We start from the raw sequence: 24,786 nt of genomic DNA on the forward strand, positions 1-24,786 counted from the left end.
GCGGCGTGCGGGCCCGGGGCGGAGTGTCGCCCGGTGCACCGGACCAGGGTGTTCGGCTCCGGCCGGGCGCGGTCGGCGCCGGAGGCGTGCCCGTTAGGATCGCGGCGATGCGCCAGCGACTCGTCCCCATCGCGATGGCGGTCCTCGTCGCGGTCGTGGTCGCGGTGCTCGCGCTGTGGCCGGTGTACGTGCGTCCGCAACGCGAGGATCCCGCCCCGGCCGACGCGATCCTGGTGCTGGGCGGCGCGCACGACGGCCGGGAGGCGCTGGGGCTGCGGCTGGCCCGCGAGGGGTACGCGCCGCGGGTCCTCATCTCCAATCCCTACGAGGACAGCCCGCTGATCAACCGGATCTGTCACGGTGGGTACAGCTTCGAGGTCGTGTGTTTCGATCCCGCGCCGCGGACCACCCGGGGTGAGGCCCGCTATCTGGCGGAGCAGGCGCGGGCGCATGGCTGGCGGCGGGTCATCGTGGTCACCTTCACCCCGCATATCTCGCGCGCGCGGTATGTCCTCGGCAAATGCTGGGACGGGCAGTTGCTGTTCGTGGACACCCGGCCGCGGCTGTCGGTTCTGCGGTGGGCCTACGACTATGTGTATCAATCCGCGGGCTACGCGAAGGCGATCTTCGAGAATTGCGAGTAACCTGCCGGACTATTTCCGGACCATTGAGGGCACGTGCCTTCAGTTTGACTCCGGGTGAGCGGCGTGGCTACATTCGTACTGGCACCGGTAGTCGCCGGACCTGCTGCGACGACGCATGAAGCCTTCGGGAGCGTGTATGGATTACGACTGGTCGGAGGCCGACAAGGCCTTCCGAGACGAGGTACGAGCGTTCCTGGCCGAGAAGCTGACGCCCGAGGTGAGCACCGCGGGCCGGCTGATGACCAGTGTCTACTCCGACCACGAGGCGAGCCTGGAGTGGCAGCGCGTCCTGCACGAGCGGGGCTGGGCGGCGCCGCACTGGCCGGTCGAATGGGGCGGCTGTGAATGGTCGCTCACTCAGCACTACATCTTCAGCCGCGAACTCACCCTCGCCGGGGCGCCCGCGCTCTCGCCGATGGGTATCAGGATGGTCGCCCCCGCCCTGATCGCCTTCGGCACCGAGGAGCAGAAGAAATACTTCCTGCCGCGCATCCTCACCGGCGAGGTCTTCTTCTGCCAGGGCTACTCCGAACCGGAGGCCGGGTCCGATCTCGCCGCGCTCAATATGTCCGCCGTCGCCGACGGTGAGGACTTCGTCTGCTCCGGCAGCAAGATCTGGACCACCCACGCCACCGAGGCGAACTGGATCTTCTCCCTGGTCCGGACCTCCCGCGAGGGCAAGAAACAGCAGGGCATCACCTTCCTGCTGATGGATATGACCACCCCCGGTATCGAGATCCGGCCGCTGGTGATGAGTTCGGGCGAGCAGGTCCAGAACCAGATCTTCTTCGACAACGTGCGGGTCCCCAAGAGCAATGTGCTGGGGCGGATCGACGACGGCTGGACCGTCGCGAAATACCTGCTGGTCCACGAACGCGGCGGCGGCGCCATGGCGCCCGCGCTGCAGGCCATGGCCGAGAACATCGCGACCGCCGCGGCCACCCAGCCCGGCCGGGACGGCAACCCGCTCAGCGCCGATCCGCATTTCGCCGCGCAGCTGGCCGACGCCCGGATCCGCACCGAGGTGCTCGAGGTACTGGAATTCCGGACCCTGGCCGCGATGGCCCAGGGCAAGGATCTGGGAACGTCCTCGTCGATGCTGAAGATCCTGTCCACCGAGCTCAGCCAGCAGCTCACCGAACTCGCGCTCACCGCGGCCGGTCCGCGCGGGCGGGTCTACCAGCCGCATGCCACCGCGCCGGGCGGTCCGATCGCCGACTACACCCCGCCGTCGGACGGCTACCTCAGCGGTGCCGACTGGCAGGCCGTGGCGCCCCTGCGCTACTTCAACGACCGCGCCGGGTCGATCTACGCCGGCAGCAACGAAATCCAGCGAAATATTCTCGCCAAGGCAGCATTGGGGCTCTGATGGACTTCACCTTCACCGATGAGCAGCAGATGCTGCGCGACGCTGTCGCCGGTTTCCTCGCCGCACGGTACGACCTCGAGAAGAGCCGCAGCGCCGTCAAGACCGGCGCGGGCTGGCAGCCGGAGATCTGGCGCGGCCTGGCCGAACTGGATGTGCTCGGCCTGACCCTGCCCGAGGAGTCCGGTGGCTCCGGCGGCGGTCCCGTCGAGGGCATGATCATCGCCGAGGAACTCGGGCGGGCCCTCGTCGTGGAACCGTATATCGATACCGTGGTGGTCGGCGGCGGTCTGCTGCGCCACTCCGGCGGCGACGCCGCGCAGGCGCTGCTGCCGGAGATCGCCGGGGGAACCGCGCGGATCGCCTTCGCCGCCCTCGAACCCGGCTCCGGCGAAGTGCGCCACGATGTCTCGGTCACCGCCCGGCGCGACGGTGCGGACTGGGTACTGGACGGCGCCAAGATCGTGGTGACGAGCCTGCCCGTCGCCACCCACCTGATCATCTCCGCGCGCACCTCCGGCGACCGGCGCGACCAGGACGGGATCTCGCTGTTCCTGCTGCCGTTCGACCCGTCCGCGCCGCCGGCGGGAGTCGAGGTGCACCGGTACCGCACCATCGACGACCGGGTGGCCGCCGATATCACCCTCACCGGCCTGCGGGTACCCGCGGGCGCGCTGCTCGGAGCGGAAGGCGGGGCCTGGCCGGTCATCGACGCGACCGTCGACGCCGCGATCGCCGCGGTCGCCTCGGAAGCGGTGGGCCTGATGCGCAAAGTACTCGGCGACACCGTCGAATACACCAAACAGCGCCAGCAGTTCGGGGTCCCGATCAGCAGTTTTCAGGCGCTGCAGCACCGCATGGTCGATATGCTCATCGAACTCGAACAGAGCGTCGCCGCCGCCTACCTCGCGGCCTACGCGCTCGAGGCCGACCCCGCCGAACGCGCCCGCGCCGTCTCGGCGGCCAAGGTCACCATCGGCCGCGCCACCCGCCTCATCGGCCAGGAATCGGTGCAGCTGCACGGCGCGATGGGCATGACCGAGGAACTGGCCATCGGCCATTACTTCAAACGGCTCACCGCCATCGAATACGAATTCGGTTCCAGCTCCGATCATCTCGCACGCTATATCGCGTTGACGAATTCCTGATCGCAAAGCGCACCCCACTCACCGTGCCCGAGTGGGGTGCGCGAAAACCCGTGCCGGGCCGTGCGGTGGCTCGTCAGAGGGGGATCACCGCGCGGTCCGGCCCGCGGGTCAATACTCCAGTTCCGTCCATGGGATGGTGATCGGGAACGGGAAGTCGATATGGACGCCGTTCTGGTCGGCGGGGGTCCATTCGGTGCTCTGTTCGAAGATCCGTCCTGGAATAGTGGACCGGAGCTTCCGCTTGGATCACGGTATGACGGACACACAGTTCGACCCCCGCACCTTGCTGAGCGAGAGTCGCCTCGGCGTCCTCGCGACCATCAAATCCGACGGACTGCCGCAGCTGTCGCCGGTTACGCCCTACTACGACCGCGCCGCCGAGATCATCTACGTCTCCATGACCGAGGGCCGGGCGAAAACCGTGAACCTGCGCCGTGACCCACGGGCGGCGCTCGAGGTGACCCGGGCCGACGGCTGGGCGTGGGCGACAGCGGAAGGTTCGGTCACGCTGACCGGACCGGGCGCCGATCCACACGGACCCGAGGTCGAGGCGCTGGTGGACTACTACCGCGCTGCTGCCGGTGAGCACCCGGACTGGGACGAATATCGTTCGGTCATGGTGTCCGACCGCCGGGTGCTGATGAAGCTGGCGGTGGAGCGGGTGTACGGCGCCGCCCTTCGCTGAGCCGGTCGCCGGTTCCGAGCCGCCGTGTGCCCTGTTTTGAGCCGGGCTGCGGGAACTCCCGACGCCCGGCGTTTCAGGTGGCCGTTCCGGCCGGACCGATAAACCCGAACGGGCCCGGCTGCGAAAGCCGGGCCCGTTCAGTTCTTCTGTTGTTCGTGTCGTCAGCTCTTCCGGCCCGGCGCCTTCGCGCCGGACTTGAAGCCGAGCGCACCCGGTTTCGCCGGCGGCGGGGTCGCACCGGACCCGTTGCCGGTGGAGCCGTTTCCGTTGCCGGAGGTTTCCGAAGCGGTCTCGGGGGTGGCCGTTTCCGGTTCGGTCTCGGCGGGGGCCTCCGGGGTCGCCTCAGCGGCGGGCTCCGGTTCGGGCGCCGGTTCCGGTTCGGCCGCAGCCTTGGCGCCCGGAGCCTTCGGACCCGGACGCTTGAAACCGGACTTCATCGCCAGACCCTTGGCCGGTTTCGACGGCTTGCTCTCCTGCGCGGGTGCGGCCGGTGCTCCGGCTCCCGCCGGAGCGGAATCGGTCGCGGTCGAGTCCGTGGGGTCGGATGTCTGCGCGGGAGCCGGATCGGCCGCAGGCTTGGCGCCGGGAGCCTTCGGACCCGGACGCTTGAAGCCGGACTTCATCGCCAGACCCTTGGCCGCGACCGTGGGCTTGGTTTCGGTCGGGGCGGAGCTCGCGGAGGCTTCCGCTTCCGCGGGCGCCTCGGACTCCGGCTCGGCGGCCGGGGCCTTGGCGCCGGGAGCCTTCGCGGCCCCCTTCATGGCGAGACCCTTACCGGGCGCCTTCGCGCCGCCCTTCATCCCCAGGCCCTTCACCGGGGGAGCGGCCTTCGCCTCGTCCGATTCGGCCGGAGCGGTTTCGGCGGGCGCGGATTCGGCCTTGGCGCCGGGTGCCTTGGCAGCGCCCTTCATCGCCAGACCCTTACCGCCGGGTGCCTTGGCGGCCCCCTTCATTCCGAGGCCCTTGGCCGGAGCCGGAGCCGCGGTCTCGCCCTCGGCGGGAGCTTTGGCTTCATCGGCGGGTGCCTTGGCTCCGGGTGCCTTCGCGGCGCCCTTCATGCCCAGGCCCTTACCGGGTGCCTTCGCGGGGCCCTTCATGGCCAGGCCGCCGCCCTTCGGAGCCGCCTTCTCCGCGGCGGGCGCGGCCTCGGCGACGGGTTCCGGCTCGGGCTCCGGTTCGACCTCGGGTTCGGGTTCGGCCTTCGGCTCCTGGATAACCGTCAGGTTCTCGGTCAGCTTCGACGGGTCGACCCGTTCGATGGATTCCAGCATCAGCTGTGCGACGTCGACGACCTCGACGCCCTCACCCTGACCCGACTCCTGGCGGGCGGTCACACCGTCGGTGAGCATCACGCGGCAGAAGGGGCAGCCGGTGGCGATCTTGGCGGGCGAGGTGGTCAGCGCCTCGTCCACGCGGTCGATATTGATGCGCTTGCCGAGTTGCTCTTCCATCCACATCCGGGCGCCACCGGCGCCACAGCACATGGACCGTTCGCCGTGCCGGGGCATCTCCACCAGATTGGATCCGGAAGCGGCCATCAGCTCACGCGGCGCGTTGTAGACCTTGTTGTGCCGGCCCAGGTAGCAGGGGTCGTGGTAGGTGACGTTCTGGGTCACCGGGGCCACCGGGACGAGCTGCTTGCCGCGCACCAGCCGGTTCAGCAGCTGAGTGTGGTGGACCACCTCGTAGGTGCCGCCGACCTGCGGGTACTCGTTGTTGAGCGCGTTGAAGCAGTGCGCGCAGGTGACGACGATCTTCTTCTTTTTCTGTTCCACGCCCTCGAACACCGAGTTCAGCACCTCGATGTTCTGCATGGCCAGCTGCTGGAACAGGAATTCGTTACCCGCACGACGGGCCGAATCGCCGGTGCAGGTCTCCTCCTGGCCCAGCACCATGAACTTCGTGCCCGCGGTCGCCAGCAGTTCGGCGACGGCCTTGGTGGTCTTCTTCGCCCGATCCTCGTAGGCGCCGGCGCAGCCCACCCAGAACAGGTACTCGTACCCGTCGAAGCTGTCGGCGTCCTTACCGAACACCGGGATGTCGAAGTCCATCTCGTTGATCCAGTTGAGCCGGTCCTTGGCGTTCTGGCCCCACGGATTGCCCTTGTTCTCCAGGTTCTTGAACAGACCCGCGAGCTCGGACGGGAACTCCGATTCGATGAGCACCTGGTAGCGGCGCATATCGATGATGTGGTCGACATGCTCGATATCGACCGGGCACTGCTCCACGCAGGCGCCGCAGGTGGTGCACGACCACAGCACCTCGGGGTCGATGATGCCGTTCACCTCGGCGTCGCCCACCAGCGGGCGCTCGGCCTCGGCGCGAGCGGCCTCGGAGATCTTCGCGAGCTTCGCCTCGTCCGGGTTGCCCTCGGCGTCCACCAGGCCGACCTCGTCGCCGCCCATATCCCGGCTGCCGCCGGCGAGTAGATACGGGGCTTTGGCGTAGCCGTGGTCGCGCAGCGACATGATCAGCAGTTTCGGCGACAGCGGCTTACCGGTGTTCCAGGCCGGGCACTGTGACTGGCAACGACCGCATTCGGTGCAGGTGGTGAAGTCCAGCCAACCCTTCCACGAGAAATCCTCGACACGGCCGGCGCCCAGGGTGTCGGTATCCGGGTCGACGTTCTCCATATCCAGGGCACGGCCCTTGGACATCATCGGCTTGGCGGCACCGAGCGCGACCCCGCCGTCGTCTTCGCGTTTGAAGTAGATGTTGAAGAACGCCGAGAAGCGGTGCCAGGCCACGCCCCAGTTGAGGTTGCGGCCCACCAGGTACAGGAACAGGCTGCCCGACAGCAGTTTGATCAGCGCGAATACCGAGACCATCACCGGGCTCGCGGGCAGCAGCTTCGCGATCTGCATGGTGAAGAAATCGGTGGCCGCGTTGGCGTGCCCGTAGGTCGCGATCTTGCCGGCCTTCACGAAGACCATGCCCAGGCCCTCGACGAGCACGATGCTCTCGATGACGTACGCGGGAGCGAACGCGGAACCGCTGAAGCGGGAGAGCCGCTCGGGTACCCGCGGATGGTTGAGCTGACGGATCACGATCAGCGTCAGGATGCCGACCACGGTGCCGATGCCGAGGATCTCGTCCCACAGGTGGTACACCGCGAGGTCGCCGATGATCGGCCAATGGAATTCGGGATCGAAGGTCTGGCCGTATGCCTCGAAGAAGAGGATGAAGCCGCCGAGGAAGCCGATCATCACCAGCCAGTGGGCCCAGCCGACGGTGCGGAACTTGTTCATCCGCGTGTGGGCCAGGAATTCCACCAGCATCTGCTTGAGCCGCGGGAAGAACGGCTGCCAGCGGTCCGGGGCGGGCTGGCCGAGCATGATGGCGCGCACGATACTGCGGACGCCGCCGAAGAACGACGCCCAGCACAGCAGGCTGAGCGCCGCTCCCAAGGTGCCCAGCGTCACTGTCAGGGCATTCATGTCGCGACCTTTCTTTCGAAGCAACACGAGGTACGGAGAACTGAGCAGTACCCGTCCGGCTCGTATCGTAACCGCCAGTAAGTTACTCGCCAGTAACTACTGGTGTCCACTGTACGATCGCCGGCAGGCTGCGGCCCGTCTGCCTGGGATTTTCGCGGCGATCGTCGCGTGATCAACATCACTGTGTTCAGTTGTTCGTCCATAACGGAACGACCTGATCAACACCGTAAAGGGCCCCCTGTGGCACGCCGTGATAAGGCCAGGCTTACCCGCGACACTTCTTACGCTTGGGAAACGAATCTCGCCTTTTGCCAGTGCATTCGATTACGCTCAGCCCGATCTATCAGGAAGCGTGACATCTCCTAACGCTCGGGGAGGATTTCCGGGTCAGTTCTGCGTTGACCCCCTCGCGTTGAGATGTGACCTCGGACACCCGATTGGAATTGGATGACACTCCCGAGATCCGCCGTGATCGCTGCACTGGTCACCGGCTCGCTCGCCATGGGCTTCGGCACAGCTCATGCACAACCGGCGGCAGCGCCGAAGGAAACCGTCAACTACGCGGTCCAGTTGCTGGAAAAGACCGTGGTCGCGACCATCAACGGCGGCACCTTCTCCATCGTCGAGAAGGAGATCTCCGACCCGAACGCTCCGCAGGAAGAACCCGTCGCGGGGGAGGCGGCCGGGGATCCCATCGCGGAAGGCGCGAAGGAAGACGTCCAGAAGGTCGTCGAGATCAAGGACAAAGGCGGCAACCTGGTGGCCTCGATGCCGCTGGAGTTCACCGCCAACGGTGTCGAGATCCCGGTGGCCTCCGAGGTGAAGAAGGACGGTTCCGTCCTCGAGATCGTTCCGGAGCGGCCGGCCGAACTTCAGGCTCTCGCACCGAACACCGTCCTGCAGCCGATCGTCCAGCCGCAGGTCGTGAAGCCGATTGCATCGCCCGCCGAGAACCAGAGTGCGATCAGCGAGTTCACCAGCAACTTCGGTCTGGCCACCGCCATCGGCGGCTTCGTGGGCACCGCCATCGGTGCCGTCATCGGCTGCGTCGTGACACTCCCGGCGGGTTGCATCCCGGGCCTGGTCACGGGTGCCGGTGTAGGCGGGATTCTCGGCACCATCGCGGTGGGAGGGCCGACCCTGGTCGCTGCCGGTGTCGAGCTGATCAACGCCATGCAGGCGCCCGCCGGGACCACCAAGTGGGCCAACGGCGGTCAGCCCCAGACCGAGCCCGCGAAGGCGGAAGCGGAAGTGGAAGCGCCGAAGTAACGGTCGATCGGTCTCGCGCTCCTCGTGAGTCGAGACCGTAGCGGCTGAGATCGCAACGAAGACAGAGGCGGTCACGGTCCTGGAGTGAACTCCGGGACCGTGACCGCCTTTTCGTGTTTCCCAGGTGTCGGGCGGAGCCGATGATGAGTCTCCGCACCGATCCAGGACCCTTAGAAACTCCGGACCTCCGGAGGCCGGTGGTGGAGTCACGGCCCGGAGTTCCGCGAGGTCGCCTAGCGGGGCGCGTATCGGTCCTGTGAGCACGAATATCCGTGGCCGGTACTTCCCCGGTGGGGGACGGGTCTTGCGGACAGCAGAAGGGCCGGCAGCTGTGCTGCCGGCCCTTCTGGTGTGCTCGATGCCGTGCGGGCCCCGTCCTTGCGGAGGTGACCCGGACGCCGCCTCCGCGTCGAACGGAGGGCGAACGGTCTAGCTCGTGCGGATGCGCAGCCCCGGGTTGTCGGAGAGCACCACGCTCACCGGCTGCGCGAACAGTTGCGGGGCGTTACCGGTGAGCACGCCCAGCAGGTTGGGGATCTCGCAGATCGGGTAGTCGGCCACCGAGGAGGCGCTGGAGATGCCCAGTGCCAGGCGTCCGGTCACGATCGGGCCGCCGCTGTCGCCGGGGAGGGCGCAGATATTGGCGGAGAAGCTCTGGGTGAGCTGACGGTCGCCGACCTGAACGGTCTGGTCCACGGCGTTCACCACGCCGCAGCTGAAGCCGGTCCGCGAACCGGACTTGCACACGGGGGCTCCGACGACCGGGGCGGCCACGCCCTCGATCGGCACCGGCGCGGCACCGGGAACCTTGACCTGGTTGTTCTCGAAGCGGCCGGCGGCCCCGTCCTCGATACCGAGGATGGAGTAGTCCTGGTTGCCCAGCACCGACTTCTGGAAGGTCGCGATCTTCGGGCCGACCTTGTTGCCGCCGAGCGATTCGTGCACGGTGGCCGCGCCGACGTTGTTCAGGTCGGGATTGCAGTGTCCGGCGGTGATGTTCACGACGTTGCCGGCCGGGCCGACACCGTTGAATCCGAAGGAGCAGCGCAGCGAGCTGTCGCCGGCGATCGAGGCGAACCCGTCACCGCCGCCGAGGCCCACGGTTCCGGCCTCGGCGACCGCCGCCGCCTGCGGCAGGGTCTCGGCGGCCACCGGCGGGGCCATCACGATCACCCGGGCCGGATCGATGAAGTTCGGCATCGGCAGGCCGGCCTTGTCGACCCGGACCGCGATGCTGTTGTTCACGGTATCGATCACGACGCCGCGCACCAGCGCGGACACCGCCGCGGGCTGGCCGTCGAGCCAGCGCTCGAACGCGCTCTTCTCGCCGCGCAGCGTCGATTCGCTCTTGGCGACGTTACGGACCACGAAACCGCTGCCCTCGGCCGCACCGCGCGCTTCGTCGGCGCCGGGGCCGGGAGCCAGGGCCACTACGCCCTTGCCCTGCTCGTCGAGCCAGGAGCCCGCGAAAACCTGCGGGAACTGCCGCTGGGCGGTGGTGGCGAACGCCGCCACCTGCTGGGCCGTATCGGCGCGCGCCAGGTACTCCTCGGGGGAGATGTGCAGATCGCGCTGCAGCGCCGCGACGAGGTCGCCGGGCAGCCCGGGAGCGGGTTCGGGGGCGGCCGAGGAGACCGCGGTGGGGCCGAACAGCAGCACGGCCGCCGAGGCGGCGATCGCGGCACGGTGCAGCCGGTTTCTGGACGGCGACTCTCGCCGTTTACCTATGCGTGGCATGAGCATGCAGAGACTATATCGGGCTCACCCGGCGTTCGGCCGGGTTCGTACGCTGATGCCGCTGCCGACGCCGCCGGCGGCGGCGGCGTCGGCCTGCGAGAGGATGGCGCGGATCGGAATGCCGAGCGTGGCGGTGCCGCCGTACTGGGCCAACGCGATATTGGCCTTACCGCAATCGGGTGCGTCGGCGGCGTTCGAACCGCTGGTGATACCGAGTGCCAGGGTGCCGGTGACGATGGCCCCGCCGCTGTCGCCGCCCAGGGTGCAGGCCGAGCTGGCGAAGCCGCGGACCGTCTTGGCCTCGCCCTCGGTGGTGAACAGCTGGGTCTCCACCCGGTCGGCGACGACGAAGCCGCAGGTGAAGGTGGAGGACTGCCCGGACTTGCAGACCGGGGCGCCGGTCACCGGATCGGCGGTGCCGGTGATGGTGAGGGTGGTGCCGTTGGCGCCGCGGACCGAGGGCTGGTCCATTCCCGCGCCGACCGCGCGCTCGTTCAGCTGGATCACCGAATAGTCCAGGGTGCTGGGGCCGCCCAGTTCGGACTGGATGAATGTGCCCAGCTGCGGGCTCGCCGGGATATTGCGGATATTCGGGCCGTAGACCGAAGCCTTTTCGTCGCCCTTGTCGAGATTGGGGTTGCAGTGCCCGGCGCTGATATTGAGGGCGTTTCCGCCGGCGTCCACACTGTTGAAGCCGAACGAGCAGACGTCCACGCTGCGCAATTCGGCGTCGTCCAGCGGGCCGGGGGCGCTGATGTAGGTATCGCCGCCCATCGGGTGGTGTTCGACGGGTCCGCCGCCGTCCGGGGAAAGGACGACTTTGATGTTGGCGATCAGCGTCGGCAGATTGAGCATATGAGCCAGCGGCGTATTGGCGACATTCACGACCAGCTGGCTGTTGAGGAAGTCGATGGCGATCGAATTGATCACCTGGGAGATATCCCGGGGCTGCCCGGCGACCCATTGATTCAGTTGCGTCAGCGACGTTTCCAGCGCGGCGGCCGAAACCGGGGCCAGCCGGGTCTGGTAGCCGTCGGCGCTGGCGACCTTGGCGGCGTCCGGGGAGGTGACGGCGACGACCGGCTTACCTTCCGGGTTCATCCACGCGCCCGCGAAGACGTCCGGGCGTTCGGTCCGGAATTCGCTCGCGTAGGACTGCAATTGCTGGGCTCGGGCCGACCGGTCCAGGTATTCGGTCGGGGTCATATCGAGATCACGGGACAGCGCTTCTACGAGTTCGGCCGGGAGATCCTCGGCTCTGAGCTGTTCGGGTGCCGGGTCGGCCGTCGCCGATGTCGCACCGAACAGGGGAGCCAGGAGGACGGTCGAGCTGATGACGGCAGCCTTGACCGCGGCGCGACGCGCCACCGACTTGCGCATGGAGTCCCTTCGTAGGCACTTGTGTGCCAGATAATCCGCGGCCACGGGCTTGAATCCGTTGGCGCGCAGGTTTCCTCGAGCAGTGACCGGGTGCCGGGGTGGCCGGAATACACCGGTCAGGCGAACACTCTATGGCACAAAACGCTATCTGGCTTCCTCTTGACGACCTTCTTTGGATCCGGTGTCGGGAAGGTCCATTTCGGGGTTCTCGTCGGTGGGAAATGGCATCGGAAACGGGAAGAACTCGAAACCGTTCGACGGCCGGGTCTTCGTCGTAGGCGTTTCGGTTCCGGTGGTCGGTTCGGTGAGCGTCGGCCCCGGGGTCTGGGTGACGCCGGTCGTGGTGGGCGCCGGGGTGGGGGTGACGGTCGGCGGCGGTGGTGGTGGTGGCGGCGGAGGCTCGGCGTAGGTCGGCTCCGGCTCGTAGGTCGGCTCGGTTTCGTAGGTGGGTTCCGCCGGAGGCGGGGCCATCGGCTGTGGCAGGACGGGCGGCGGGACCGGCGAGGCGGCGGGTGTCTCGGTGACCGTGGGGGTCGCCGGGGTGCCGGGCTCGGCGGATCCACGGCCCAGCAGGACCGCGACGCCGACGGCGCCGATGATCACACCGCCGAGGGCGGCGGCGGCCACCAGTCCCGCGGTCCGGCGGACGCCGTTGCCGGAGGCGGGCCGGGCCGCCGGCGCGGGGGGCGCGGCCTTCGCCGCGACCTTGCGGGCGCCGGTGGCGGGCGCGGCCGCGGGCACGGCGGCGGACGGAGCGCTGATCGCCGGGCGTTCCGCGGCGGGTGCGCCCAGCCCGGCGGCCAGTACGCCCAGGCTCGGACCGCCGTAGGTGGCCTCCGGGTCCATGGCCGGTGAGATCGCGGAATACGCCTTGGCCGGGGTGTCGCCGCCGCGCAGTTTGGGCATGACGATCGTGTCGAGGAACGAGTTCTCCGCGGTCGTGGGGTCGGGCGGGGTGGCCCCGGCCGGGGTGTCGAGGACCACGGCGAGCGCGGCCCGGCCGGCGTTCTCCGCGAAGTAGCGGCCGGTTTCGGCCGCGGTCAGTCCGGCGGGCCGGGCCGGCAGGTCGTCTTCGCTGATCAGGGCGACCGTTTTCAGCCCCAGGTAGTCCAGTGCGCCGCGCAGGGCCAGCACCTGCGCGACCGGCCAGTCGGCCGGATGGGTGGCATAGAACTCGGCCGGCCCGTGCAGATGGTCGGCGGTCAGGTTGATCAGGCAGAACATCGCGGTGGCGAGGAGGTCCTCGCCACGGAACGCCTCGCCCTCGTCCACCACCACACCGGCCGGGTCGCCCACCGCCGCGACGAACCCGGTGATCGTATGGGCGTGGTCGGGCGGTGCGTGCGTGCCGCCGAGGACGGCGTCGCCGTCGTCGGACATGTGCAGCACCGGTTCCCGGAGGATGAAATGCGGATCCGCGCCGTCGCCGACGACCGCTGCGGCGCACACGTGTTCCGCGATGTGCAGGCCGACCCCAGTGGCCATCCTCGGATCCTCGCTTCGACGTACTCGTCCAACAACCACGACACGGGTTCGCCCGTGACCGGCCCGGCGGCGGGCGCCGGGTCACCACGGGCGGAGCATTGACAATAACTCCGATTCGGCACCGGCGGGGATCCGGGCGGGACGGTGCGCAGGTGCCGGGTACGGCACAGCTGGGTCACGATGTCGTTGCGGCGGGGTTCGGCGGGTTGATCGCGGGAAGACTGGTGCGGGCTCCGCCGTACGGGGGTGCGGGAATAGTTCGCCGGAGCCCGGGGTTGAGCTTTTCGACAATGTTGAGTGAACTCGGCTCAAGTTTGACTTGACGGCTCGCCGGGCGGCGGGCAGGATTGAGCCGACCACGCTCAGTATTGCTGGGACCGTGCTCTACGCCGTGCCTGGGGCCGGCCCGGAACGCCGGCTCCCCGGAGCCGGGGTACGTGGGCGAACAGGCCCGTACAGACACAAGCAGTCGGAAAAAATGAGGAGGAACAAATGGCTCGTGCGGTCGGAATCGACCTCGGGACCACGAACTCGGTCGTCGCCGTTCTCGAAGGTGGTGAGCCGGTCGTCGTCGCCAACTCCGAGGGTTCGCGCACTACGCCCTCTGTCGTCGCGTTCGCGAAGAACGGCGAGGTACTGGTCGGGCAGCCGGCCAAGAACCAGGCCGTGACCAACGTCGACCGCACGATCCGTTCGGTGAAACGCCATATCGGCACCGACTGGACCGTGGAGATCGACGACAAGAAGTACACCTCGCAGGAGATCAGCGCGCGCACGCTGATGAAGCTGAAGCGCGACGCCGAGTCCTATCTGGGTGAGGAGATCACCGACGCGGTGATCACCGTCCCCGCCTACTTCGAGGACGCCCAGCGTCAGGCCACCAAGGAGGCCGGGCAGATCGCCGGACTGAACGTCCTGCGCATCGTCAACGAGCCCACCGCGGCCGCGCTGGCCTACGGCCTGGACAAGGGTGACAAGGAACAGACCATCCTGGTCTTCGACCTCGGTGGCGGCACCTTCGACGTCTCGCTGCTGGAAATCGGCGAAGGCGTCGTCGAGGTCCGCGCCACCTCCGGTGACAACCACCTCGGTGGTGACGACTGGGACGAGCGGGTCGTGCAGTGGCTGGTCGACAAGTTCAAGTCGAGCTCGGGTATCGACCTGACCAAGGACAAGATGGCGATGCAGCGGCTGCGTGAGGCCGCCGAGAAGGCCAAGATCGAACTGAGCTCCTCGCAGAGCACCTCGATCAACCTGCCCTACATCACCGTCGACGCGGAGAAGAACCCGCTGTTCCTCGACGAGCAGCTCACCCGCTCGGAGTTCCAGAAGATCACCTCGGACCTGCTCGACCGCACCCGCGCGCCGTTCCAGTCCGTGGTCAAGGACGCCGGGATCAAGGTCGCCGATATCGACCATGTCGTCCTCGTCGGCGGCTCCACCCGGATGCCCGCGGTCTCCGAACTGGTCAAGGAACTGACCGGCGGCAAGGAGCCCAACAAGGGCGTGAACCCGGACGAGGTCGTCGCCGTCGGCGCCGCCCTGCAGGCCGGTGTGCTCAAGGGTGAGGTCAAGGACGTCCTGCTGCTCGATGTGACCCCGCTGTCGCTGGGTATCGAGACCAAGGGCGGCGTGATGACCAACCTCATCGAGCGCAACACCACCATCCCGACCAAGCGCTCGGAGACCTTCACCACGGCCAACGACAACCAGCCGTCGGTGCAGATCCAGGTGTTCCAGGGTGAGCGCGAGATCGCCGCGCACAACAAACTGCTCGGCTCCTTCGAGCTGACCGGTATCCCGCCGGCGCCGCGCGGTGTGCCGCAGATCGAGGTCACCTTCGATATCGACGCCAACGGCATCGTGCACGTGACCGCCAAGGACAAGGGCACCGGTAAAGAGAACACGATCAAGATCCAGGACGGCTCCGGTCTGTCCAAGGAAGAGATCGACCGGATGGTCAAGGACGCCGAGGCGCACGCCGCCGAGGACAAGGCGCGCCGTGAGGAGGCCGAGACCCGCAACCAGGCCGAATCGCTGGTACACCAGACCGAGAAGTTCATCGCCGACAACGAGGACAAGGTCCCGGCCGATGTGAAGACCAAGGTCGAGGCCGCGATCGCGGAGGCCAACGAGGCGCTCAAGGGCACCGACACCGCCGCGGTGAAGGCCGCGGTGGAGAAGCTGGCCACCGAATCCCAGGCACTCGGTCAGGCGATCTACGAGGCCCAGGCGCAGGAGGGCGCGGCGTCCGGTAACGGTGCCGCCGCGGACTCCGGTGACGACCAAGTGGTCGACGCCGAGGTCGTGGACGATCCGGTCGACACGGAGAAGAAGTGACGAATACGGGAAACGCAGGGAACACGGGAGATTCCCCGGAGCCGGTGGAATTCGTCGACAAGCGCAAGATCGATCCGGAAACCGGTGAGGTCCGCGAGCAGGCCGGGGCGGCCAACGGCGCCGCTCCGGCCGGGGGCGAGGAACCCGTCGCCCCGCAGGCTCCACAGGCCGGGCTCGAGGACGACGCCACCGCGGCGGCGTCCGCCGGGGCCCCGGCCGGTGCGAAGGACGAACTCGCCGAGCGGACCGCCGATCTGCAGCGTCTGACGGCGGAGTACACCAACTACCGGCGCCGGGTCGAACGGGATCGCAAAACCGCGATCGACAACGCGAAGGCGGCCGTCGTCACCGAACTGCTCGGTGTGCTCGACGATCTGGACCGTGCCCGCGCCCACGGTGATCTGGAGACCGGCCCGCTGCGGTCGGTGGCCGACAAATTGTCCGAGGCGCTGCGCAAACAGGGACTCGAGGAGTTCGGATCCGAAGGCGAACCCTTCGACCCGAATCTGCACGAGGCCGTTCAGCACGAGGGCGCCGGGCACGATCCGGTGATCGGCGTGGTGATGCGCAAGGGTTACCGCTTCGGAGAGCGGGTGCTGCGGCACGCGCTGGTCGGGGTCACCGACGGTGTGGGAGATACCGCGCCGGACCCCGGCACCGCGGCAGCGACCGCCGGGGTGGAGGCATCGGATGCTGATGCCGGCTCCGGTAATTGACGATAGTGCGAGAGGAGGAGACGCTCGGTGAGCCAGCGGGAGTGGATCGAAAAGGACTTCTACAAGGAGCTGGGCGTCTCCTCCAACGCCTCCACCGACGAGATCAAGAAGGCGTACCGCAAGCTCGCCCGTGATCTGCACCCGGACGCCAATCCGGGTGACGCCCAGGCCGAAGAACGGTTCAAGGCCGTCAGCGAGGCCCATACCGTGCTGTCGGATCCGGCCAAACGCTCCGAATACGACGAGACCCGCCGCTTGTTCTCCGGCGGCGGGTACGGCCGGGGCGGCGGCTTCACCCCCGGCGGCGGTGGCGGGTTCTCCCAGAGCTTCGATCTGGGCGATCTCTTCGGGCAGGGCGCCGGCGCCGGTGCCGACGGCGGACTCGGCGATCTCTTCGGCGGTCTGTTCAACCGGGGCGGCGGCACCACGCGGACCGGTCAGCGGCCGCGCCGGGGCGCCGATGTGGAGGCGGAGACGACCCTCGGTTTCCGCGAGGCGGCCAAGGGCGTCACCGTGCCGTTGCACCTGACCAGCCCGTCTCCCTGCACCACCTGCCACGGCAGCGGCGCCAAACCGGGCACCAGCCCGCGGGTCTGCCCGATCTGCAACGGCAGCGGTGTGGTGAGCCGCAACCAGGGCGCGTTCGGGTTCAGCGAACCCTGCGACGACTGCCGCGGGACCGGATCGATCATCGACGATCCGTGCGTGGACTGCCAGGGCAGCGGTATCCAGAACCGCACCCGCACCATCAATGTCCGGATTCCACCGGGGATCTCCGACGGTCAGCGCATCCGCCTGGCCGGGCAGGGCGAGGCCGGGCTGCGGGGCGCGCCCTCGGGCGACCTGTTCGTCACGGTGCGCGTCGGCCAGGACAAGGTCTTCGGCCGGGCCGGCGATGACCTCACGCTGGCGCTACCGGTCAGTTACAGTGAATTGGTGCTCGGCACGACCGTATCGGTGCCCACTCTGGAGGGCCGGGTCGGCGTGAAGGTGCCACCGGGCACCGCGGACGGCCGCATCCTGCGGGTGCGTGGCCGCGGGGTTCCCAAACGTGGTGGCGGAGCCGGTGATCTGCTGGTCACCGTGAAGGTCGCCGTGCCGCCGAAGCTGGACGACGACGCCGTGGCCGCCATGCGCGCGCTGCAGGAGGCGGAGAAGGCCAGCGGCTTCGATCCGAGAGCTGGATGGGCAGGTGCGTGATGTCCACTGATCCGAAGCGGACACCCGAGGGTGGTGCTGCGCGAGCCGAGTATTTCGTGATCTCGGTGGCCGCTCAGCTGGCCGGTATGCACGCGCAGACGTTGCGTACCTACGACCGGCTGGGTCTGGTCACTCCGCAGCGCACTTCGGGTGGTGGCCGGCGCTATTCGGAACGGGACGTGGAACTTCTGCGCGAAGTGCAGCGGTTGTCCCAGGACGAAGGCGTCAATCTGGCCGGCATCAAACGGATCATCGAACTCACCAACCAGGTGTCCGAACTCCAGCAGCAGGTGGTGGAGCTCTCCGCGGCTCTGGAGCGGGAACGCAGCCGGCCGGACTACCGTCCGGAACTGATCCCGCCCCAGCGCAATACCGCCCTGGTCGTCTGGCAGCCCCGCAACCGGCGACGGTAGCCGGGCCCACCCGCTGTCTCGAGGGAAACCCCGTGGAGTCTTCCACGGGGTTTCCTTCGTCCGGCGATTCCCCTCAGGCGCCTTCGAATTGGATGCGTTCGGGTGGGGTGCCGGTATCGAGGAGGCGTTCGACCGTGGAGCGGGTCATGGCCGGGGAACCGCAGACCAGCACCTGATGGCGGTTGAAGGAACCGTAGGAGCCGACGACGTCGGCGAGGGTGCCCTGGATGAGGTCGTCCTCGTCGAATCCGATGTCGACCCGGTGGCTTTCGTGCCACTGGTCGGGCCAGGACGGATCTTCGAGGCGTTCCACGACCGGGACCACGGTGAGCCAGGGCAGGCTGTGGCCGAGCAGCACGAGCATATCGGCGGCGTACAGGTCGCGAGGGGAGAAACCGCCGAAGAAGAGGTAGGTGGTGGGTGGTGCGGGATGCCGGGCCAGTTCCAGGATCTGGGAGCGCAGCGGCGCCAGGCCGGTGCCGCCGGCGATCAGGACCACCTCCTCACCGTCGGGGTCGATGGTGAACATGCCCTGGGGTTCGGAGAGTTTCCACCGGTCGCCGACCGCGGTATCGGCGACGATCCCGCCGCTGCACCAGCCGCCCGCGACCGTGCGGACGTGGAATTCCATCTTGCCGTCCATCGAGGGCGGCAGGGCGGGGGAGAACCGGCGCCGCATCCCCGGGAACTGCGGGACCTCGACCTGGACGGACTGCCCCGCGGTGAAGGGCACGTAATCGCCGATCAGCCGGATCACCGCCGTATCGTGGCGCAGCCGGTGGTGTTCGACGACATCGGCCATCCAATACGCCTGCCGGGGCCGGTCGTGGGACAGGCGGGGGTCGTTGGTCATACGCGGGCCTCAACCCTTTCGGGGCCTGGTGTTCGGTGGGGCACCGGATCACACCGGGTCGGTGCTGATGATCTCTTCCGGCGTGCCCACCGCGAGCAGCGCGCGCCGGGTGTCGGCGATCATCGTCGCCGAACCGGCGATCTGGATCTGCCGATCCTCCCATGCGCCGAAGCTGGCGACCACGGCGCCGAGGTTGCCGACGAGCCGGCGGTGCATTCCGTAGGGCGCGTCCTCGGTGGGGTGCGGGTACCACCAGGGGTTGGTCTTGTGTTCGCAGACCGGGACCACGGTGAGCCACGGGTTGCTCTGCGAGAGCTGCCACATGTTCTCGACGTCGTAGAGGTCGCACGGGTAGACGCCGCCGATGAAGAAGTGCACCCGCGGATTGATACCGCGCCGGCCCATCTCGATCAGCTGGGCCCGCAGCGGGGCGACCCCGGTGCCCGAGCCGATCATGAGCACATCGCTGCCGCGGTCCGGATCCACCTGGAGGCCGCCCAGCGGACCGCCGATGAGCCACCGGTCGCCGACCTTGGTCTCGCCGACGATGGACGGGCTCACCCAGCCGCCGCGGACCTTGCGGACGTGGAATTCGATCTCGCCGTACGGGTTCGACGGGATCGCCGGGGACAGGTAGCGCCACATCCGCGGGCGCTGCGGTACCGAGACCGGGACGTACTGCCCGGCCAGGTAGGGAATCGGATCGTCGGACTGCAGCCGGACGATGGCCAGATCGTCGAGGACGTGCCGGTGGCCGACGACGGTGGCCTCCCAGTAGGGCGGGGCGTCGTCGGAATTGGCGCCGATCGCCATGGCGGCCGAGATCAGCAGGCAGACGTCTCGCCAGCCCTCGGCGAGTTCTCTGGTCCAGTAGCGGCCGTTGTAGTTCTGGAAGGCGGCGTAGAGCGCGGGCCCGGCCTGATCGTAGTGCGCGGCCTCGACGCCGTACTTGCGGTGATCGCGGGCGAGCTGTTCGAGGAACTTCTGCGCACGGTCCCAGTCCTCCAGATGGTCGAGCATGTACTGGATCGCGGTGACCAGTCGTTTCGCCTGCATCTCCATCGCCGGAGGAAACAGTTCTCGCAGCCGCGGGTCCTCCGCGAACAGGTGACTGTAAAACGCGCTGACCAACCGCTCGGGTCCAGCCGGAGTGTCGAGCACCGACTGGAAATTGGCGCGGACCAGCGCTGCCGAACGCGCATCCACGGCGTGGAGCTTCCTTTCCCTGATATCTGCCCGAAGTGACCCAGCCGTTACCGGCGGTCCTTCCCTGGACCAGTATCCCCGAAAATTGTGATGATGGTGGATGTGAAATACCAGTACCGGGTTTGAGTGATCTTGTTCGCGGGTATCGCGCGCCGTGGTCCGGCATTTTTCTGGTTACCGGAGCATGCGGGCGGATCCGGAAAAATCTCAAACTTGAGCGGAACAGACTCAACCTTTCGGACGTTGAAACGGGCAGAACGGCACGAGTCCCCGGATGCGGGTGCGGTTGCCGGAGGAGATATCGACTAGCAGGAAGGTGCTTCGTGGACTCGTTCAACCCCACCACCAAGACCCAGGCCGCGCTGACCGCCGCGCTGCAGGCCGCCTCGGCCGCCGGAAACCCCGAGATCCGGCCGGCGCATCTGCTGGTGGCGCTGCTGGACCAGACCGACGGAATCGCCGGTCCGCTGCTGAAGGCAGTGGGCACAGATCCGGCGACCGTACGGCGCGAGGCCCAGGACATCGTCGACCGGCTGCCGCGCGCGTCCGGCGCCACCACCACCCCGCAACTCGGGCGGGAGGCCCTGGCCGCGATCACCGCGGCGCAGCATCTGGCCACCGAACTCGGTGACGAATACGTCTCCACCGAGCATGTGATGGTCGGCCTCGCCGAGGGCGATACCGACATCACGATGCTGTTGCAGAAATACGGCGCGAGCGCCGCCGCGCTACGAGAGGCGTTCACCGCGGTACGCGGCAACACCCGTGTCTCCAGCCCCGACCCCGAGGGCAGCTATCAGGCGCTGGAGAAGTACTCCACCGATCTCACCGACGCCGCGCGCGCCGGCAAACTCGACCCGGTGATCGGGCGCGATACCGAGATCCGCCGCGTCGTGCAGGTGCTGTCCCGGCGCACCAAGAACAACCCGGTGCTCATCGGTGAGCCGGGCGTCGGTAAGACCGCGATCGTCGAGGGCCTGGCCCAGCGCATCATCGCGGGTGATGTGCCGGAATCGCTGCGCGGTAAGACCGTCGTCTCGCTCGATCTGGGCGCCATGGTGGCGGGCGCGAAATACCGCGGCGAGTTCGAGGAACGGCTCAAGGCCGTACTGGAGGAGATCAAGTCCAGCGCCGGGCAGATCATCACCTTCATCGACGAACTGCACACCATCGTCGGCGCCGGCGCGACCGGCGAATCGGCGATGGACGCCGGCAATATGATCAAACCGATGCTGGCCCGCGGCGAACTTCGGCTCGTCGGCGCGACGACGCTCGAGGAGTACCGCCGGCATATCGAGAAGGACGCGGCTCTGGAACGCCGCTTCCAGCAGGTACTGGTGGGCGAACCCACGGTCGAGGACACCGTCGGGATCCTGCGCGGTATCAAGGAGCGCTACGAAGTGCACCACGGTGTGCGGATCACCGACTCCGCGCTGGTCGCCGCGGCCACGCTCTCCGACCGCTACATCACCTCCCGGTTCCTGCCCGACAAGGCCATCGACCTGGTGGACGAATCGGCGTCACGGCTGCGGATGGAGATCGACTCGCGACCGGTGGAGATCGACGAGGTCGAGCGCGCGGTGCGCCGGCTCGAGATCGAAGAGGTGGCCCTCGCCAAGGAGACCGACGAGGCGTCCGAACAGCGGCTGGAGAAACTGCGCGCCGAACTCGCCGACGACCGGGAGAAGCTCAACCAGCTCACCACCCGGTGGCAGAACGAGAAGACCGCGATCGACCAGGTCCGCACGCTCAAGGAGCAGCTCGAGGGTCTGCGCGGGGAATCCGAGCGCGCCGAACGCGACGGTGACCTGGGCAAGGCCGCCGAGCTGCGCTACGGGCGCATCCCGGCGCTGGAGAAGGAACTCGCCGAGGCCGAGCGGGCGTCCGGCGCCGCGGCCGACGGTGAGGTGATGCTCAAGGAGGAGGTCGGCCCGGACGATATCGCCGAGGTGATCTCGGCTTGGACGCATATCCCGGTGGGCCGTCTGCTCGAGGGCGAGACCGAGAAGCTGCTGCGGATGGAAGACGAACTGGGCCGCCGGGTGGTCGGGCAGAATGCCGCGGTGAAAGCGGTATCCGATGCCGTGCGGCGCGCCCGCGCCGGGGTCGCGGATCCGAACCGTCCCACCGGTTCGTTCCTGTTCGTCGGTCCCACGGGCGTGGGTAAGACGGAGCTGGCCAAGGCGCTGGCCGATTTCCTGTTCGACGACGAACGGGCGATGGTCCGCATCGATATGAGCGAGTACAGCGAGAAGCACGCGGTCGCGCGCCTGGTCGGCGCACCGCCCGGATACGTCGGCTACGACCAGGGCGGCCAGCTCACCGAGGCCGTGCGGCGCAGGCCCTACACGGTGGTGCTGTTCGACGAGATCGAGAAGGCGCATCCCGATGTCTTCGATATCCTGCTCGCCGTCCTGGACGAGGGCAGGCTGACCGACGGCCAGGGCCGGACGGTGGACTTCCGCAACACCATCCTCATCCTGACCTCGAACCTCGGCGCCGGGGGCGATCCGGAGTTCGTGATGAACGCGGTCCGCGCCGCCTTCAAACCCGAGTTCCTGAACCGTCTCGACGATGTGGTGATGTTCGACGCCCTGGACGAGGACCAGCTCGCGCACGTGGTGGATATCCAGCTCGATCAGCTGCAGCGCCGGCTGGCGCAGCGGCGGCTCACGCTGGACGTCAGCGATTCGGCCCGGTTCTGGCTGGCGGTACGCGGCTACGACCCGGTGTACGGCGCCCGGCCGCTGCGGCGCCTGATCCAGCAGGCGATCGGCGACACCCTGGCCAAGGAACTGCTGGCCGGCAAGATCGTCGACGGCGACACGGTCGAGGTGGGCGTCTCCGCCGACGGCGACCGGCTGGTGGTGGGAGGCGAGACCCGCGCCGCGGCGCGGGTGGGCTCGGACGGGCAGGTGGGCTCCTGACGGCCGGGATCCGTTCGGCTTAGTCTGGATGGCATGACCAACCCGAACGATCCCTGGGCGAGGCGGCCGGACGACGATCCGACCCAGCACCTGGGTCAGCCGGGCGAATCGGCGACCGAGAAGCTGCCCACCGGCGACAACGCGGGCTACGGGGAACCGACGACGGCCTACCCGGGCACCGACCCCTACGGCGGGTGGGGGCCCGGCCCCAACCCGACCCGGGAGATGCCGACCTACGACAGTTACGCCTACCCGAACCAGTGGGCCGGGCAGGGGCAGCAGGGGTACGGGCCGCCGGGTTCCTACGGACCGCCCGGTGGCCCGCCACCCGGTCCGCCCGGCGAACCACCCCGGCCGCCGAAGCGGACGGGGATGTGGGTGGCGCTCGGGCTGGCCGCCCTCGTTGCGGTCGCGCTCGCGGGAATCGCGGTGGGAATGCTTTCCGGCCGCGACGATTCCGGATCGACCGCGAGCGATACCACCAGCACGACCCGCACTCTGGGCCGTGAGATCCCCGGCGGGCCGGAGGAATCCGCGCCCGCACTGCCCAGTCTGCCCGGGCTCCCGGATATGCCCGATACCGGCGACCCGGAAGCGGGCGGCACCACGATGGGCACCATCAGCGCCAATTCGGGTGGGACACTGACCTTGAGCACCCTGGCCGGTGCCGAGGTCACTGTGCACACCAGCGCGAGTACCCAGGTGATCTCGCTGGCGGGCAGTACCGTCGAGGCGCTGCCCACCGGAGATCTCGTGATCGTGCAGGGGCAGAAGGGCCCGGACGGCTCGATTCAGGCCGAGGTCATCATCAGTACCGCACTCGAAGGAGGCGGGCGATGAAGAGAAATCGGCGGCACGCAGTGTGGGTGCCCGGCATTACGCCGGGCGGGTCGATAGGCTAGGCGACGATGACGGCAATGTGGTTCGGGCTGGCGGCGATCACCCTCGCGGGTGCCTTCGTGCTGCTCTACTTCGACCGGCGGCAGCGGCAGCGCACCGGTCACGCGCGCCAGGTGTGGGCGAAAGCCCAGGGATACACCTATGTGTCGGTGGAACCGGCGCTTGCGTCGACCTGGCGGCGCGGTGCGCTGGCCAAGCTCGGCTACCTGACCGCGGTCGACGTGGTGACCGGTATCCGCAAGGGCGAGAAGTTCGTTCTGCTCGATCTGGAGGATTCGGCGACGCTGGTCGCGGTGCGCCGCCAGATCGGCTCGGATATCGACGTCGATATGCGGCTCAAGACCATGAATCCGCCCAAGGACGCCGATCTGGAACTGCTCGGCGCCATCGGCGACCGGGTGGTGTTCGCGACCAATCCCGAAATCGCGCGGCACGCGGTGGATCAGCGGATGGTCGCGTTCATCGAATCGCTGGCCGATACGGTGCAGATGCTGTGGAGCGAGGGCAACTGGACCCTGGGCATGCTGCCCGTCGGCACCGCGGCCAAGGACTGGGAGACCGGTATCGACGCGGTGCTGCGGCTTTCCGGCCTGCTGCATGTGCTGCCGCCGGTCACCGAGCCGCCGCTCGACGAGCGCGAGCCCGGCGCGCATCCGCGGGGCCGGGTCCGTCCGGACGACCGCGACGACCGGGGCCCGGACCGGGAGTTCGACGACTACGACGATTTCGACGACTACCAGGACGAACCCGGCGGTCGCTACGAGCACCCCGCCCCGAACGTCCGATACCGGCAGGAGGACCCGGAGCAGGACCGCGACCGCCGCGGTCCCGAGCCCGGCGACGACACCCCGCCGCGCCGGCCGAGCCTGGCCGTGGTCCCCGATGCCCGACCGGTGAGCCGGTCCGCGCCCAGCGATCCGCCGCCGCGCCCGGCCGGGCCCGGCGATCCGGAGCGTCGCGAGGGCGCCGAGGACGATAACGGCTCCCGTCCGCCGGGCGGTCCCTTCCACCCCGGATTCCGGCCGTACCAGGGGCCGGTGCCCCGGTGACCACGCGGCCCCCGGCCGGTCGATAGATACA

The 24,786-nt window shown here is 68.4% G+C and carries 18 protein-coding genes; 12 read left to right on the forward strand and 6 right to left on the reverse strand.

The window, feature by feature from the left end; translation table 11 throughout:
* Window positions 1-107 precede the first annotated feature (107 nt).
* The 4 genes from ACZ6SF_RS10600 to ACZ6SF_RS10615 all read left to right on the forward strand — a co-directional run bounded on the left by ACZ6SF_RS10600 (window position 108) and on the right by ACZ6SF_RS10615 (window position 3,843).
* Window positions 108-644 (forward strand): YdcF family protein, encoded by a 537-nt coding sequence (locus ACZ6SF_RS10600; RefSeq protein ID WP_466061797.1) that lies wholly within the window; start codon window positions 108-110, stop codon window positions 642-644.
* 136 nt (window positions 645-780) lie between these two features.
* Window positions 781-2,013 (forward strand): acyl-CoA dehydrogenase family protein, encoded by a 1,233-nt coding sequence (locus tag ACZ6SF_RS10605; protein WP_466061798.1) that lies wholly within the window; start codon window positions 781-783, stop codon window positions 2,011-2,013.
* Window positions 2,013-3,158, forward strand: coding sequence for an acyl-CoA dehydrogenase family protein (locus ACZ6SF_RS10610; RefSeq protein ID WP_466061799.1), 1,146 nt, complete (start codon window positions 2,013-2,015; stop codon window positions 3,156-3,158). The genes ACZ6SF_RS10605 and ACZ6SF_RS10610 overlap by 1 nt, the downstream gene beginning before the upstream one ends.
* A gap of 253 nt (window positions 3,159-3,411) precedes the next feature.
* Entirely contained in the window at window positions 3,412-3,843 is a 432-nt protein-coding gene (locus ACZ6SF_RS10615) for a PPOX class F420-dependent oxidoreductase (RefSeq protein WP_466061800.1), read from the forward strand.
* Window positions 3,844-4,004: 161 nt separating this feature from the next.
* Here the strand turns inward: ACZ6SF_RS10615 and ACZ6SF_RS10620 are convergent, their stop codons facing one another.
* The gene (locus ACZ6SF_RS10620; protein ID WP_466061801.1) at window positions 4,005-7,280 is read right to left on the reverse strand and encodes a (Fe-S)-binding protein; all 3,276 of its coding nucleotides are present in this window, start codon (window positions 7,278-7,280) and stop codon (window positions 4,005-4,007) included.
* 468 nt (window positions 7,281-7,748) lie between these two features.
* Between ACZ6SF_RS10620 and ACZ6SF_RS10625 the strand changes: the two genes are divergently transcribed.
* Window positions 7,749-8,549, forward strand: coding sequence for a DUF8020 domain-containing protein (locus tag ACZ6SF_RS10625; protein WP_466061802.1), 801 nt, complete (start codon window positions 7,749-7,751; stop codon window positions 8,547-8,549).
* Window positions 8,550-8,978: 429 nt separating this feature from the next.
* Here the strand turns inward: ACZ6SF_RS10625 and ACZ6SF_RS10630 are convergent, their stop codons facing one another.
* The 3 genes from ACZ6SF_RS10630 to ACZ6SF_RS10640 all read right to left on the reverse strand — a co-directional run bounded on the left by ACZ6SF_RS10630 (window position 8,979) and on the right by ACZ6SF_RS10640 (window position 13,151).
* Window positions 8,979-10,292 carry a S1 family peptidase gene (locus ACZ6SF_RS10630; RefSeq protein ID WP_466061803.1) on the reverse strand — a complete coding sequence of 438 codons (1,314 nt, stop codon included), beginning with the start codon at window positions 10,290-10,292 and terminating at the stop codon, window positions 8,979-8,981.
* A gap of 18 nt (window positions 10,293-10,310) precedes the next feature.
* Window positions 10,311-11,666 carry a S1 family peptidase gene (locus ACZ6SF_RS10635; protein WP_466061804.1) on the reverse strand — a complete coding sequence of 452 codons (1,356 nt, stop codon included), beginning with the start codon at window positions 11,664-11,666 and terminating at the stop codon, window positions 10,311-10,313.
* A 144-nt stretch (window positions 11,667-11,810) separates the two neighbouring features.
* Complete coding sequence (locus ACZ6SF_RS10640; RefSeq protein WP_466061805.1) at window positions 11,811-13,151, reverse strand: hypothetical protein; 1,341 nt, start codon at window positions 13,149-13,151, stop codon at window positions 11,811-11,813.
* 492 nt (window positions 13,152-13,643) lie between these two features.
* Here ACZ6SF_RS10640 and dnaK point away from each other — a divergent pair, with 492 nt between their 5' ends.
* The 4 genes from dnaK to ACZ6SF_RS10660 are packed head-to-tail and all read left to right on the forward strand — an operon-like array spanning window position 13,644 to window position 17,820.
* Entirely contained in the window at window positions 13,644-15,491 is a 1,848-nt protein-coding gene (dnaK, locus tag ACZ6SF_RS10645; RefSeq protein ID WP_357426932.1) for a molecular chaperone DnaK, read from the forward strand.
* Window positions 15,488-16,207, forward strand: a complete 720-nt coding sequence (grpE, locus tag ACZ6SF_RS10650; protein ID WP_466061806.1) for a nucleotide exchange factor GrpE — start codon at window positions 15,488-15,490, stop codon at window positions 16,205-16,207. The genes dnaK and grpE overlap by 4 nt, the downstream gene beginning before the upstream one ends.
* A 27-nt stretch (window positions 16,208-16,234) precedes the next feature.
* Window positions 16,235-17,407, forward strand: coding sequence for a molecular chaperone DnaJ (gene dnaJ / locus ACZ6SF_RS10655; RefSeq protein WP_466061807.1), 1,173 nt, complete (start codon window positions 16,235-16,237; stop codon window positions 17,405-17,407).
* Window positions 17,407-17,820 carry a heat shock protein transcriptional repressor HspR gene (locus ACZ6SF_RS10660; RefSeq protein WP_466061808.1) on the forward strand — a complete coding sequence of 138 codons (414 nt, stop codon included), beginning with the start codon at window positions 17,407-17,409 and terminating at the stop codon, window positions 17,818-17,820. Before dnaJ ends, ACZ6SF_RS10660 begins: the two co-directional genes overlap by 1 nt.
* Before the next feature lie 73 nt (window positions 17,821-17,893).
* On the opposite strand, the gene ACZ6SF_RS10665 is transcribed toward ACZ6SF_RS10660, so the two are convergent.
* On the reverse strand, window positions 17,894-18,673 hold the full coding sequence (locus ACZ6SF_RS10665; protein WP_466061809.1) for an FAD-binding oxidoreductase: 780 nt from the start codon (window positions 18,671-18,673) through the stop codon (window positions 17,894-17,896).
* Between the two features lie 48 nt (window positions 18,674-18,721).
* Complete coding sequence (locus ACZ6SF_RS10670; protein WP_466061811.1) at window positions 18,722-19,879, reverse strand: globin domain-containing protein; 1,158 nt, start codon at window positions 19,877-19,879, stop codon at window positions 18,722-18,724.
* Between the two features lie 323 nt (window positions 19,880-20,202).
* Between ACZ6SF_RS10670 and clpB the strand changes: the two genes are divergently transcribed.
* The 3 genes from clpB to ACZ6SF_RS10685 all read left to right on the forward strand — a co-directional run bounded on the left by clpB (window position 20,203) and on the right by ACZ6SF_RS10685 (window position 24,755).
* Entirely contained in the window at window positions 20,203-22,806 is a 2,604-nt protein-coding gene (clpB, locus tag ACZ6SF_RS10675) for an ATP-dependent chaperone ClpB (protein ID WP_466061812.1), read from the forward strand.
* A gap of 33 nt (window positions 22,807-22,839) precedes the next feature.
* Window positions 22,840-23,646, forward strand: coding sequence for a DUF5666 domain-containing protein (locus tag ACZ6SF_RS10680; protein WP_466061813.1), 807 nt, complete (start codon window positions 22,840-22,842; stop codon window positions 23,644-23,646).
* 68 nt (window positions 23,647-23,714) lie between these two features.
* Entirely contained in the window at window positions 23,715-24,755 is a 1,041-nt protein-coding gene (locus ACZ6SF_RS10685) for a hypothetical protein (RefSeq protein WP_466061814.1), read from the forward strand.
* Window positions 24,756-24,786: the final 31 nt, after the last annotated feature.

It is taken from the genome of Nocardia sp. NPDC049935, assembly GCF_055586645.1.